Raw genomic sequence first — 12,746 nt, forward strand, 5'->3', positions numbered from 1 at the left:
CGCGGCCATCACCTGCCCTTCGTGCCTAGCGGGTGTGGCACTGGAACACTGGAAACTGGAACTGAGCCTGGTCTGACGGGTGTTACTTGGTGACGCCGAGGGACGCGTAGTCGTAGCGACCGTTGTAGGCGTCCGAGGTGTAGGCGTTCGTCAGACGGGTGGAGCGCCAGGTGATCGTCTTGTCGTAGACGAAGGGAAGGTAGACCGCGGACTCGGAGACCTTCTGGTTCATCTGCTTGTAGATCTCGCCGGCCTTGACCGGGTCGGTCTCCGCGATGGCGTCGTCGAACAGCTTGTTGATCGCCGGGTCGTTCAGCTCGGAGAAGTTGTTGTTACCGCTCTGCAGGATGAAGCGGCCGTCGACCAGCGGCTGGGAGAAGCCCTGACCGGTCGGGAAGTCGGCACCCCAACCCATGATGATGATGCCGTAGTTCTTCTCCTTGACGACCTTCGGCGAACCGATGATGCCGGAGGTCTGGGCGCCGTCGAACTGGTCGACGTCGGCCTCGATGCCGACCTGCTTCAGGGCGTTCTGCAGCGAGACGGCGGTGGCGACCTCGACCGGCTTGTTGTTGCGGACCGCGATCGTGGTCTTGAAGCCCGACTCCTTGCCACAGGCCTTCAGCGCGGCCTTGGCCTTCTCCGCGTCCGGCTTGCCGTCGTTCTTCAGGACACCGTACGGGTCGTACGACGGGTCGGAGCCCTTGATGCCGGCGGGGAGCATGTTCGGGGCGATGTCGCCACCGGCCTGCGGGCCGCCGCGGGCGGTCTGCAGGGACTTGTGGTCGGCCGCGTAGATGACGGCCTTGCGGCACTCGACGTTGTCGAACGGCGCGACGGTCGTCGGCATGACGGCGTACCGGATGAAGCCGGTCTGGCCGTTGTCCAGGTTGTCCTTGTGGTCCTTCAGCGCGGTGGCGCGGGCCGCCTGGCCGATGCCGGTCGCGTTGATGTCCAGGTCGAACTCGCCGTTCATCAGGCGCTTGTCCATGTCGTCCGCGTTCGCCATGAACGTGACCGAGATGGAGTCCGGGAGCGCCTTGCGGATGGTGTCCGACTCGGGCTTCCACTTGTCGTTGCGCGAGAGCTTCATGCTCTTGTTGGGCTCGTACGAGTCGATCTTGTACGGGCCGTTGGAGAAGGGCTTCAGGCCGTACTTGGCCGCCGTGTCCTTCTCCGCCTTGACCGGGCTCGCCGCCGGCATGGCCAGCATCTGCTCGAAGTCACCGTTGGGCGCCGGGAGCTTGAAGATGATGGTCTTCGCGTCCGGGGTCTCGATCGCCTTGAGGCCGAGCTTGTCCGGGGCGGTGTCCTTGTACGGGCCCTGGTACTCGGTCTTCGGGTCGAGGACCTGCATCAGGTAGACCGGGCCGCCGGAGATGACGTCCTGGGCCCAGGTGCGCTCGATGCCGTACTTGACGTCCTGGGCGGTGACGGGCGAGCCGTCCTCCCAGGTCACGTTGTCCTTGAGGGTGTACTTGTAGGTCTTGCCGCCGTCGCTGATCTCGGCCTTGGCGGTGGCGAGGTCGGGCATGAGCTCGGTGCTCTGCTCACCCGGGGCCGCCTTGTAGCTGACCAGCTGACGCGCGTAGTAGCGGGAGAAGTCCCACATGAAGCCGTAGTAACCGCGCTGCGGGTCCCACGAGTCGGCTTCCTGGGTGCCGACGAACTTGAGCTCGCCACCCTTCTTGTCCGACGCGTTGGCGATCTTGCCTATGCCCGCGTTGAATCCTGCGGCGCCGGCGGGCTTGTCGTCCTTCTTGTCGCTGCCGCCACAGGCGGTGGCGGTGAGCATGGCCGCGAGCACGACGGCCGTGCCAGCGGCAAGCCTGCGCTTCGACGTGCGATGGGTAGTCACGATGCTCGCAACCCTCCGTTGTAGTTCCGGTGTACTGGTTACTTACGGCTCGAAACTCGAAGCCGGGATCTGATGTGCGCCCTGCGGCTGCTAGCGGGAACCCTTGGGGTCGAGGGCGTCACGGACGCCGTCGCCGAAGAGGTTGAAGGCCAGCACGGTGATGAAGATCGCTACGCCGGGGAAGATCATGAAGAGCGGATCGTCCTCGTAGGTCCGCACTGCCGTGGAGAGGGTCTCTCCCCAGGACGGCGTGGGCGGCTTGACGCCGACTCCGAGGAAGCTCAGGGCGGCCTCGGTCAGCACGTTGGTGGGGATCATCAGCGTCGAGTAGACGGTGATGGGCGCCACCAGGTTCGGAAGCAGTTCGCGGAAGAGGATGTACCCGCGGCCGGCGCCGAGGCTCCGGGCCGCTTCGACGTACTCGCGTTCGCGCAGCGACAGGGTCTGCCCGCGGACGATGCGGCCGATGTACGGCCACCCGAAGAAGCCGATGACGAGCACCAGCACCGCGATGCGCAGGCCCGATCCCTCGAAGCCCCACAGCTTGCTGGGGACCACCGAGATCAGCGCGATGATGAAGAGCAGCTGCGGGAAGGCCAGCAGCAGGTCCATGACGCGGCTGATGGCCGCGTCGACCCAACCGCCGAAGTATCCGGCGATGATGCCGAAGACGGTGCCCAGCGAGACCGCCACGAAGGCGGACAGGAAGGCCACCAGCAGCGAGATCCGGGCGCCGTAGACGATCCGGCTGAAGACGTCGCGGCCGTTGACCGGCTCGATGCCCAGCAGGAAGTCGCCGTTCATGCCGCCCCAGTCGCCGGCCGGCAGGCCGAGCAACGGGTCCAGCAGGTCCTCGTGCAGCTCCTCCGGCGGGTGGCCGAAGGCCTTGACGATCAGCGGCGCGAAGATCGCGACGAGGATCAGCAGGAGCACGACGACACCGCCGGCCAGGGCGACCTTGTCGCGCTTGAGGCGCAGCCAGGCGATCCGCCACGGCGAGCGCCCCTCGATCGCCTTCTGCGGAACTTCCGGGGCGGCCACGGCTGCGGGCTCGGCCGCGCTGGTGTCGTGCAGTGGTGCCGTCATCGTGGTGGGGACCCCTCTCGGCCGACTGTGGCCGGCCCATGCCCGCCGCTGTGGCGGCTTGGTTCTATCGGCGTCGCTGATGGTGCGATTGGCGCGAAATGCGCCTGAAGTGCACGTGAAGAGCTGGTGGTTGCGGGACTGACCTGCCTTCGGTGGGGGGAGTCTTCAACGGCGTCTCGATCGGCCGCCAGACCCGTCGGGGATGTGATGCGCAACCGTGATCTGCGGCTACACCTTCCGTTATCCGAACGGCAAGGTCTGTTGAGCGGTGAAACTCCGCCCCTTCGGCGCGGAACGGACATCCCGCCCAACTGCCATTTCAGGCCGGGATCTTGGGCCGATTCGGCCGATATGGCGAAGGCCGCACCGATGGGATCGGTGCGGCCTTCGAGACGGATGTCTCAATATGCGGATATCCGGAGTCGGGGTGCGAACCCGTCAGTAGGCGGGTGCCTGGCCCTCGCGGTCGTAGAAGGGGCGGGTCTGCGCGCGCAGCCACATCGCGACGGGATCGTGCTCGTCCGCAAGCGCCACCGTGCACACGGGTACGCCCTCGGGCACGACGCCGACCGACTGGCGCATCATCTCCCGTACGGACTCCAGCGCGGGCGCGGAGGCGTCGTACAGGTCGAGACCCACCGCCAGGTACGGGGATCCGAGCGCGGGCTGGACCCAGGCGCGGCGCAGCGAGCGGACGGCGGGCGTCCGGTGGGCGTGCTGGGTCAGCAGCCCGTAGAACTGGGGCAACTCGATCGCGGGCTCGGACAGCCTCAGCGGGCCGGCCGGCATCCGGTCGAGGCCGGTCGCGATGCGGCGCAGGTCCGCCCACGGGATGCCGACGCCGCCGCCCTGGGCGTGCGGATTGAGCCACAGCCCCCAGCGGTCGGGGTAGAGCGCGCGGGCGATGTCCCGGCCGGTGACGACCTCGTAGCCCCGGCCCCAGCCGCTGGCGGCCAGTTCCTGCGGGGAGGTCACGCAGGGCGCGTAACCCAGTCCCTCGACCTCCATGCCGCCGTACTGGGCGTCCGGTGAGCCCGGCTGCCCCTGCCACAGCAGCATCCACAGCCGGCCCTCGGCGAGGGCGTGCAGGAGCGACTCGTAGCTTTCATAGCGCCCGGGAGTCACCTGGCGCAGCATGTGCTCGACCTGCCCGGCCGCGGCCGTGCCTGACGCACTCACCCGGTACCCCTCTTCGTCTCTTCTTCCGCCCGACGTCAACGCGAGAACAGCTTAAGCCGCCCTACGGGAGGTAGAAGGGGCGTACGCGCTCACGAATCCAGTCCGTGACCGGGTCCTCGGCGGCGTCCAGCAGGATCAACTGCACCGGCCAGGGCGGCGGTACGCGGGTCAGGGCCCGGCCGAGGGCGTCCATCGGGACGTTTCGGGTCTCGGGCTCCCATCCCACCAGTCGGACACCGATGAACAGTTGCGGCTCGCCCCCCTCGATGCTCGCGAGGCAGCGGTAGGCGGCGGAAACCACGCCGGCGGCCCGGAACTCCTCCGCGGCGGCGGCCAGGAAGTCCACCGGGTCCTCCTGCCAGTCGGGCTCGTAGAGCCGGACGCGGCCACCGGCGGCGGGGCCGTCGAGGGGGGTCCGGCCGCTGCGGCAGAGCTCCGCGACGGCGGGCGGGGGGAGGGGGACGCCGACGGCGCCCTCGGGGTTGAGCGCGATGCCGAGCTGCGGGGGCAGGCCGCGGGCGAACTCGACGGCGGGGGCCACGGTGAAGTCCATGCCGGGGCCGACGCAGGCGAGGAACTGGGCCTCGGAGCTGTAGACGGGGACGTACGCGGCGCCGCCGATGTCCATGGTGGGGAGGGTCAGGCCCTCGGCGCCGCCCTGCTCGGCGCCGGCGCCGGCGGGCAGTGGCACCCAGACCTGGCTCCGTCCGAGCACCTCCAGGATCCGCCCGCCCGCGTCCGGCTGCCCGAGCGCCGCCCCGAGCACCTGCTCCAGCTCATTCCCCGGCCAGCCGCCGCCGCTGTGCATGTACGTGCCTCCGTGATCCCGCGAGTTGTCGCCCCGCAGGGTACCGGCCCCCACCGACACCCCTCCTCCGGGGCCCGCTTCCCACCCGTCCGCGGCTCCACGCCCGGGGCTCCGCCGGGCCCGCTCCCCACCCGTCCGCGGCTCCGCCCCGGCTCCCCGCTCCTCGATCGCCGGGGGGCTGTTCGCCTCCGGCGGCGCCTCAAACGCCGGCGGGGCTGGTGGTGGCTGCCGCCGCTCGCCGGGTGCGGCCTCATGACCCAGGGCCGGCTCCACCTCGCCGGGTGGGAATCCCAGCCCCGCCGGCGTTCGAGGAGCGGGGTCCGGGGCGGAGCCCCGGCGGCGCCGCCCCCGCGACCGGCGGAGCCCGGCGGCTACGGGTGGAACGCGATGCGCGTCACCGCGGCGGCGGAGCGGCGGTCCAGGAGGGTGGCCGAAGCGCACCCCGCCGGCGGCCGCCCGGCCTCCGCTTCGCGCAGGAGGCGCCCCACCGCACCCCGGTGGCGGGCGAAGGCGTACGCCGACACCCCCCGCCCCCGGGCCCGCTGGCCCGACAGCGCCTCCTCGGGGCTGGTGTCCAGCAGGAGCAGGTGCAGTGCGCGCCCGCGCCGCCGCGCCGCCGCCGCGAGCAGCCCCCGCACCCAGCTCTGCGTACCGCAGTCGTGGACCACGACGGAGCGCCCGGAGCGCAGCCGGCGCCACAGCCCCCAGTAGTGCGCGGCCCGCACCAGCGGCCGGTAGACCGCGTACGGCAGCGCCCCCGGCATCCGGCGCTCCCAGCGCTCGCGGGTGTCCTGGGAGTCGACGGCGCCGCCCTCCGCACCGTCCTCGGCCGCCGCCCGCTTGATCAGCGTGCTCTTGCCGCCCCCCGGCAGGCCGGAGACGACCACGATGTCGCCCTCGGCGAAGCGCAGCCGCTGCGGGCCCCGCACGCCCGGGCCGCGCAGGTCCCGTACGGGCCCGGCCTCGTGCCCGCGCGCCCGCGCCGGCGCACCGGCCCGCTGCGTCGGCACCGCGCCCACGGCCCCCGCGGCCGCCGCCGCACCCACGAATCTCCGCACAGTGCTCGCCTCCCCCGAATCGGGTCACCAGGACCCTTCCCCACTGAGTGTAAAGAGACGGTAATCCGGCGGCTTCGGTTCCGGTCCACGTTCCGGTCCGCGTTGCCGTACTCGACCCCGTCCACCCCCTGGACACCCGCACGATCTTTCGGGCCCACCCACCCGATCACCACCATGGCGTGCAATGATGTGCGCCATCTGGACCAACCGCATCACCAACTGCATACCGGCCGCTTGAATCCGCGCGGGAGAGTCCCGGCACGCCGCAAGGCGGTGCGTGGGCGCCGAAGGAGCAAGAACCTCCCTTGAATCTCTCAGGCCCCGTACCGCGTGGATGAGGCAGATCTGAAAAGCGAGCTGCTCGGCAGCTCCACCCAAGGTGCAAGCCGGAGATCCCTGACGCGTCAGGGACTCTCGGCGAACCTCTCAGGTTCCGATGACAGATGGGGAGGACCCCTCCTCGTCATGTCATGCCCTGGGACCCGGGAGCCACACCCATGAGCACTGCCCCCCGCCTGACCGCCCTCGATGCGCTGCACCGTTCCCTCGGTGCGACCATGACCGACTTCGCGGGCTGGGACATGCCCCTGCGGTACGCCAGCGAGCGCGACGAGCACAACGCCGTCCGCACCAAGGCCGGTCTCTTCGACCTCTCCCACATGGGCGAGATCACCCTGACCGGCCCGGAGGCCGTCAAGGCCCTGGACTACGCGCTGGTCGGCAACATCTCCACCGTCGGCGTCGGCCGCGCCCGCTACACGCACATCTGCCGGGAAGACGGCGGCATCGTCGACGACCTGATCGTCTACCGCCTCGGCGAGACCGAGTACATGGTCGTCGCGAACGCCTCCAACGCCCAGGTGGTGCTGGACGCGCTCACCGAGCGCGCCGCCGGCTTCGACACCGAGGTCCGCGACGACCGTGACGCGTACGCGCTGATCGCGGTGCAGGGCCCGGAGTCCCCCGGCATCCTCGCCTCCCTCACCGACGCCGACCTGGACGGGCTGAAGTACTACGCCGGCCTGCCGGGCACCGTGGCCGGCGTGCCCGCGCTGATCGCGCGTACGGGCTACACGGGCGAGGACGGCTTCGAGCTGTTCGTCTCCCCCGAGCACGCCGTGGAGCTGTGGCAGGCGCTGACCAAGGCCGGCGAGGGCGTCGGCCTGGTCCCGGCCGGCCTGTCCTGCCGCGACACCCTGCGCCTGGAGGCGGGCATGCCGCTGTACGGGCACGAGCTGACCACCTCGCTCACCCCGTTCGACGCGGGTCTGGGCCGGGTCGTGAAGTTCGAGAAGGAGGGCGACTTCGTCGGCCGCGCCGCCCTGGAGGCCGCCGCGGAGCGCGCCGCCACGAACCCGCCGCGCAAGCTGGTCGGCCTGGTCGCCGAGGGCCGCCGCGTTCCGCGCGCCGGCTTCCCGGTCGTCGCCGACGGCCAGGTGATCGGCGAGGTCACCTCGGGCGCCCCGTCCCCGACCCTGGGCAAGCCGATCGCGATGGCGTACGTCGACGCGGCGCACGCCGCGCCCGGCACCTCCGGCGTCGGCGTCGACATTCGCGGTACGCATGAGCCGTACGAGGTCGTCGCTCTGCCGTTCTACAAGCGGCAGAAGTAGTCCTTGTAGTCAGGCCTGCCGCCCGGGTGCCCCGTGCGGCGATGTAGCAGTACCCAAGACCACCGTTCGTTTCCACCCCCGCGCATCCAGGAGAATCAGGCCATGAGCACCCCCCAGCAGCTGCGTTACACCAAGGAGCACGAGTGGCTGTCGGACGTCGCCGACGGCGTCGCGACGGTCGGCATCACCGAGTTCGCGGCCAACGCGCTCGGTGACGTCGTCTACGCCCAGCTCCCCGCGGTCGGCGACACCGTCACCGAGGGCGAGACCTGTGGCGAGCTGGAGTCGACGAAGTCGGTCAGCGACCTGTACTCCCCCGTCTCCGGTGAGGTCGTCGAGGCCAACCAGGACGTCGTCGACGACCCGTCCCTGGTGAACTCCGCCCCCTTCGAGGGCGGCTGGCTGTTCAAGGTGCGCATCTCGGAGGAGCCCAAGGACGTGCTCTCCGCCGACGAGTACACCGCACTCACCGCCGGTAACTGACCCCAGGGGATCCTGATGTCCGTACTGAACACCCCTCTTCACGAACTCGACCCCGACGTCGCCGCAGCCGTCGACGCCGAGCTCGTGCGCCAGCAGTCCACCCTCGAAATGATCGCGTCGGAGAACTTCGCTCCGGTCGCCGTCATGGAGGCCCAGGGCTCCGTCCTGACCAACAAGTACGCCGAGGGCTACCCCGGCCGCCGTTACTACGGCGGCTGCGAGCACGTCGACGTCGTCGAGCAGATCGCCATCGACCGGATCAAGGCGCTGTTCGGCGCCGAGGCCGCGAACGTGCAGCCGCACTCCGGTGCGCAGGCGAACGCCGCCGCGATGTTCGCGCTGCTGAAGCCGGGCGACACGATCATGGGCCTGAACCTGGCCCACGGCGGTCACCTGACCCACGGCATGAAGATCAACTTCTCCGGCAAGCTCTACAACGTGGTCCCGTACCACGTCGGCGAGGACGGCCAGGTCGACATGGCCGAGGTCGAGCGCCTCGCCAAGGAGTCCAAGCCGCAGCTGATCGTCGCCGGCTGGTCCGCCTACCCGCGTCAGCTGGACTTCGCCGCCTTCCGCCGCATCGCGGACGAGGTCGGCGCGTACCTGATGGTCGACATGGCGCACTTCGCCGGTCTGGTCGCCGCGGGCCTGCACCCGAACCCGGTGCCGCACGCCCACGTCGTCACCACCACCACGCACAAGACCCTCGGCGGTCCGCGCGGCGGTGTCATCCTGTCGACGCAGGAGCTGGCCAAGAAGATCAACTCCGCGGTCTTCCCGGGTCAGCAGGGCGGTCCGCTGGAGCACGTGATCGCGGCCAAGGCCGTCTCCTTCAAGGTCGCGGCCTCGCCCGAGTTCAAGGAGCGCCAGGAGCGCACCCTGGAGGGCGCGAAGATCCTCGCCGCCCGTCTGGTCCAGGACGACGTCAAGGCCGTGGGCGTGGACGTCCTCACCGGCGGCACCGACGTGCACCTGGTCCTGGTCGACCTGCGCAACTCCGAGCTGGACGGCCAGCAGGCCGAGGACCGCCTCCACGAGGTCGGCATCACGGTCAACCGCAACGCCATCCCGAACGACCCGCGGCCGCCGATGGTCACCTCGGGTCTGCGGATCGGTACGCCGGCCCTGGCCACCCGCGGTTTCGACGCCGAGGCGTTCACCGAGGTCGCCGAGATCATCGCGCAGGCCCTGAAGCCGGAGTACGACGCGGCGGACCTCAAGGCGCGCGTCTCCGCGCTCGCCGCGAAGTTCCCGCTGTACCCGTCGCTCTAGGCAACGGCCTGAAGGGGCCCGGCCTTGGTTTCCACAGGGTCGGGCCCTTCTCATGACCAAAGCCCCAGGCGGATGCGGCCCATTGCCACTGAATCCACCAAAAAATGGCACATAGGGTCCGAATAAGAGCAGTACGACATCCCCTGGCAGGACGGAACGCACCTCATGGACATGAGCGCAGCCGACAAGAAGGGACTCGGCCTCTTCGCGCTGGTCATGATCGGCATAGGCTCGATCTTCGGATCGGGCTGGCTCTTCGGCGCCGGTACGGCCGCCCAGGTGGCCGGCCCCGCGGCGCTCGTGGCCTGGGTCATCGGCGCGGTCTTCATCGGCATGATCGCCATGTCCTACGCGGAGGTGGGCGCCGCCTACCCGATCCCCGGCGGCATGGCCCGCTACGGATCGATCTCGCACGGCCCGGTGCTCGGCTTCATCACGGGCTGGGCGGTGTGGATCGCGGTCGCCTCGCTGATCCCGATCGAGTCGATCGCGGCCACCCAGTACATGTCCTCCTGGAGCTTCGGCTGGGCCAAGGACCTGGTGGACACCGGGTCCCACCGGCTGACCGCCTTCGGCATGGCGGTGGCGCTGGTCCTGACCGTGCTGCTGTGGCTGTCCTGCTACTGGTCGGTCCAGCTGCTTGCGAAGATCAACTCGCTCCTCACCCTGGTCAAGTTCGCGATCCCGGTGCTCGCCGTCGTCGCGCTGATCGCCTCCGGCTTCCACACCTCCAACTTCACCGCCCACGGCGGCTTCGCCCCGAACGGCTGGACCGCCGTCCTGACCGCGGTCACCACCTGCGGCGTGGTCTTCGCCTTCAACGGCTTCCAGGCCGTCGTCAACCTCGGCGGCGCCGCCAAGAACCCCGGCCGCGCCATCCCGATCGCCCTGGTCGGCGCGCTCGCACTGGGCCTGGTCATCTACCTCGCCCTCCAGACGGCCTTCCTGGGCTCCGTCCCGCCGGAGCACCTGGCGCGGGCCGGTGGCTGGTCGGGCGTGAACTTCAACTCGCCGTTCGCCGAGCTCGCCAAGCTGCTGATGATCCACTGGGTGGTGGTGATGCTCCAGTTCGGCGCCTTCATCTCCCCCGCCGGCTCCAACATCGCCAACGTGGCCTCGGCCGCGTACATGGTCCGGAACCTCTCCGAGACCGGCTTCTTCCCCAAGCGGCTCGCCCGGACCCACCCCGTCTACGGGACCGCTCGCCCGGCGATGTGGATGAACCTCGGCTTCTCGGTCCTGCTGCTGGTCACCGTCGGCCACAGCTGGAAGACCCTGGCGCCGATCATCTCGGCCGCCATGGTGATCTCGTACCTGATCGGTCCGGTCGCGGTGGGCGTCTTCCGCCGTACGAAGCCCGCTCTGCCCCGCCCGTTCCGCCTCCCGGCGGCGACGGTCCTGTGCCCGCTGACCTTCGTCTTCGCGGCGTGCGCGCTGTACTGGTCGAAGTGGCCGAACACCGGCATCGTCACCGCCCTGACCCTGACGGCCGCCCCGATCGCGGCACTGGTGCTCTCCCGCAAGGGCGAGCGCGACCTGGCCCGTCAGTTCGCCCCCGCCTGGTGGATCGTCTTCTTCCTCGGCGCCCTGTCCCTGCTCTCCTGGCTCGGCTCGGCCGACTTCGGCGGCCGCGGCGCCATCCCGGGCGGCGTGGACATCGCCCTGGTGGCGGCCATGGCCCTCGGTACGTACTTCTGGGCCGTCCGGGCGGGCGTCCGGGCCCACCACGCGGGCCTGCCCGGCCCCGACCCGATCCTCGACGCCAACGTGGCCGCGCGCGGCGACGTACCGGCTCCGGAGCGTGAACCGGCACCCGCCTGACCCGTCCGCGTAACGCACACCACCTCGTCCGGCAGACGAGCTGTTCACGTCACCGCGATAAGCTCGCCTGCCGGACAAAATCCGCAATACACCTCTCCTGCCCCCTCCCACCCCACGAGCAGACAAGGGAGTCCGCCAGTGGCCATCTCCGTCTTCGACCTCTTCTCCATCGGCATCGGCCCCTCCTCCTCCCACACGGTCGGTCCGATGCGCGCGGCGCGCATGTTCGTGATGCGGCTGAAGAAGGACGGCGTACTCGCGCAGACGGCGTCCGTGCGGGCCGAGCTCTTCGGCTCCCTCGGCGCGACCGGCCACGGCCACGGCACCCCCAAGGCGGTGCTGCTGGGCCTGGAGGGCCACTCCCCGCGCACCGTGAACGTGGAGACGGCGGACGACGAGGTCGAGCGCATCCGCAAGACCGGCCGCCTGCGCCTCCTCGGCACGGAGATAGGCGAGGTCCACGAGATCGACTTCGACGAGCCGAACCAGCTGATCCTGCACCGCCGGCGCTCGCTGCCCTACCACGCGAACGGCATGACCCTCTTCGCGTACGACGCGGCCGGCACGCCGCTGCTGGAGAAGACGTACTACTCGGTCGGCGGTGGCTTCGTCGTGGACGAGGACGCGGTCGGCGAGGACCGGATCAAGCTCGACGACACCGTGCTGAAGCACCCCTTCCGCTCCGGCGACGAGATGCTGCGCCTGGCGAACGAGACCGGCCTGTCGATCTCCTCCCTCATGCTGGAGAACGAGAAGGCCTGGCGCACGGAGGAGGAGATCCGCGAGGGCCTCCTGGAGATCTGGCGCGTCATGCAGGCCTGCGTCGCACGCGGCATGTCCCGTGAGGGCATCCTGCCGGGCGGCCTGCGGGTCAAGCGCCGGGCCGCCTCCACGGCGCGCCAGCTGCGCACCGAGGGCGACCCGATGATGCACCGCAGCGAGTGGACCACGATCTACGCGATGGCGGTCAACGAGGAGAACGCGGCGGGCGGCCGGGTCGTCACCGCGCCCACCAACGGCGCGGCCGGGGTCCTGCCCGCGGTCCTGCACTACTACATGAACTTCGTGCCGGGCGCGGACGAGGACGGCGTGGTCCGCTTCCTCCTCGCGGCCGGTGCGATCGGCATGCTGTTCAAGGAGAACGCCTCCATCTCCGGCGCCGAGGTCGGCTGCCAGGGAGAGGTCGGCTCGGCCTGCTCGATGGCGGCGGGCGCCCTCGCCGAGGTGCTGGGCGGCACCCCGGAGCAGGTGGAGAACGCGGCCGAGATCGGCATGGAGCACAACCTGGGCCTGACCTGCGACCCGGTCGGCGGCCTGGTGCAGATCCCGTGCATCGAGCGCAACGGCATGGCGGCGGTCAAGGCCGTCACCGCGGCCAAGATGGCGATGCGCGGCGACGGCAGCCACAAGGTCTCCCTCGACAAGGTCATCAAGACCATGAAGGAGACCGGCGCGGACATGAAGATCAAGTACAAGGAAACGGCCCGCGGCGGCCTCGCGGTCAACGTCATCGAGTGCTGATCCGGTAGCTCCGGCACACGAGGACGCCGGGAGCGGAACCAGTGGTT

At 70.2% G+C, this 12,746-nt stretch carries 10 protein-coding genes and 1 riboswitch; of the genes, 5 read left to right on the forward strand and 5 right to left on the reverse strand.

Annotation, left to right across the window (positions count from 1 at the left end; translation table 11 throughout):
* Positions 1 to 82: 82 nt before the first annotated feature.
* The 5 genes from ACFYZL_RS20525 to ACFYZL_RS20545 all read right to left on the reverse strand — a co-directional run bounded on the left by ACFYZL_RS20525 (position 83) and on the right by ACFYZL_RS20545 (position 5,989).
* A complete protein-coding gene (locus ACFYZL_RS20525; RefSeq protein ID WP_388680660.1) occupies positions 83 to 1,858 on the reverse strand; it encodes an ABC transporter substrate-binding protein in 1,776 nt (591 codons plus the stop codon).
* 90 nt (positions 1,859 to 1,948) lie between these two features.
* Positions 1,949 to 2,944, reverse strand: coding sequence for an ABC transporter permease (locus ACFYZL_RS20530; protein WP_384595513.1), 996 nt, complete (start codon positions 2,942 to 2,944; stop codon positions 1,949 to 1,951).
* A gap of 438 nt (positions 2,945 to 3,382) precedes the next feature.
* Positions 3,383 to 4,123 carry an enhanced serine sensitivity protein SseB C-terminal domain-containing protein gene (locus ACFYZL_RS20535; RefSeq protein WP_384595510.1) on the reverse strand — a complete coding sequence of 247 codons (741 nt, stop codon included), beginning with the start codon at positions 4,121 to 4,123 and terminating at the stop codon, positions 3,383 to 3,385.
* 61 nt (positions 4,124 to 4,184) lie between these two features.
* Positions 4,185 to 4,931: an enhanced serine sensitivity protein SseB gene (locus ACFYZL_RS20540; protein ID WP_388680874.1), complete on the reverse strand. Its 747-nt coding sequence runs from the start codon at positions 4,929 to 4,931 to the stop codon at positions 4,185 to 4,187.
* A 371-nt stretch (positions 4,932 to 5,302) separates the two neighbouring features.
* On the reverse strand, positions 5,303 to 5,989 hold the full coding sequence (locus ACFYZL_RS20545) for an AAA family ATPase (protein ID WP_384753048.1): 687 nt from the start codon (positions 5,987 to 5,989) through the stop codon (positions 5,303 to 5,305).
* Between the two features lie 235 nt (positions 5,990 to 6,224).
* A riboswitch (glycine riboswitch) is annotated at positions 6,225 to 6,328 on the forward strand.
* Positions 6,329 to 6,486: 158 nt separating this feature from the next.
* Between ACFYZL_RS20545 and gcvT the strand changes: the two genes are divergently transcribed.
* The 5 genes from gcvT to ACFYZL_RS20570 all read left to right on the forward strand — a co-directional run bounded on the left by gcvT (position 6,487) and on the right by ACFYZL_RS20570 (position 12,699).
* A complete protein-coding gene (gene gcvT / locus ACFYZL_RS20550) occupies positions 6,487 to 7,602 on the forward strand; it encodes a glycine cleavage system aminomethyltransferase GcvT (RefSeq protein WP_384587839.1) in 1,116 nt (371 codons plus the stop codon).
* Positions 7,603 to 7,704: 102 nt separating this feature from the next.
* On the forward strand, positions 7,705 to 8,085 hold the full coding sequence (gcvH, locus tag ACFYZL_RS20555; RefSeq protein WP_384753043.1) for a glycine cleavage system protein GcvH: 381 nt from the start codon (positions 7,705 to 7,707) through the stop codon (positions 8,083 to 8,085).
* Between the two features lie 15 nt (positions 8,086 to 8,100).
* Positions 8,101 to 9,357, forward strand: coding sequence for a serine hydroxymethyltransferase (gene glyA, locus ACFYZL_RS20560; RefSeq protein WP_384753040.1), 1,257 nt, complete (start codon positions 8,101 to 8,103; stop codon positions 9,355 to 9,357).
* Positions 9,358 to 9,522: 165 nt separating this feature from the next.
* Positions 9,523 to 11,178: an APC family permease gene (locus tag ACFYZL_RS20565; RefSeq protein WP_388680667.1), complete on the forward strand. Its 1,656-nt coding sequence runs from the start codon at positions 9,523 to 9,525 to the stop codon at positions 11,176 to 11,178.
* A 138-nt stretch (positions 11,179 to 11,316) separates the two neighbouring features.
* Positions 11,317 to 12,699 (forward strand): L-serine ammonia-lyase, encoded by a 1,383-nt coding sequence (locus ACFYZL_RS20570; RefSeq protein ID WP_388680670.1) that lies wholly within the window; start codon positions 11,317 to 11,319, stop codon positions 12,697 to 12,699.
* Positions 12,700 to 12,746 lie beyond the last annotated feature (47 nt).

The organism is Streptomyces sp. NPDC001717 (genome assembly GCF_042892775.1).
GTDB lineage: Bacteria > Actinomycetota > Actinomycetes > Streptomycetales > Streptomycetaceae > Streptomyces.

What these genes read in the sequence shown, in the direction of transcription:
- ACFYZL_RS20530 (WP_384595513.1), bottom strand. Translation starts at nt 2,944, where the DNA reads ATGACGGCACCACTGCACGACACCAGCGCGGCCGAGCCCGCAGCCGTG.
- ACFYZL_RS20540 (WP_388680874.1), bottom strand. Translation starts at nt 4,931, where the DNA reads ATGCACAGCGGCGGCGGCTGGCCGGGGAATGAGCTGGAGCAGGTGCTC.
- gcvT (WP_384587839.1), top strand. Translation starts at nt 6,487, where the DNA reads ATGAGCACTGCCCCCCGCCTGACCGCCCTCGATGCGCTGCACCGTTCC.
- gcvH (WP_384753043.1), top strand. Translation starts at nt 7,705, where the DNA reads ATGAGCACCCCCCAGCAGCTGCGTTACACCAAGGAGCACGAGTGGCTG.
- glyA (WP_384753040.1), top strand. Translation starts at nt 8,101, where the DNA reads ATGTCCGTACTGAACACCCCTCTTCACGAACTCGACCCCGACGTCGCC.
- ACFYZL_RS20565 (WP_388680667.1), top strand. Translation starts at nt 9,523, where the DNA reads ATGGACATGAGCGCAGCCGACAAGAAGGGACTCGGCCTCTTCGCGCTG.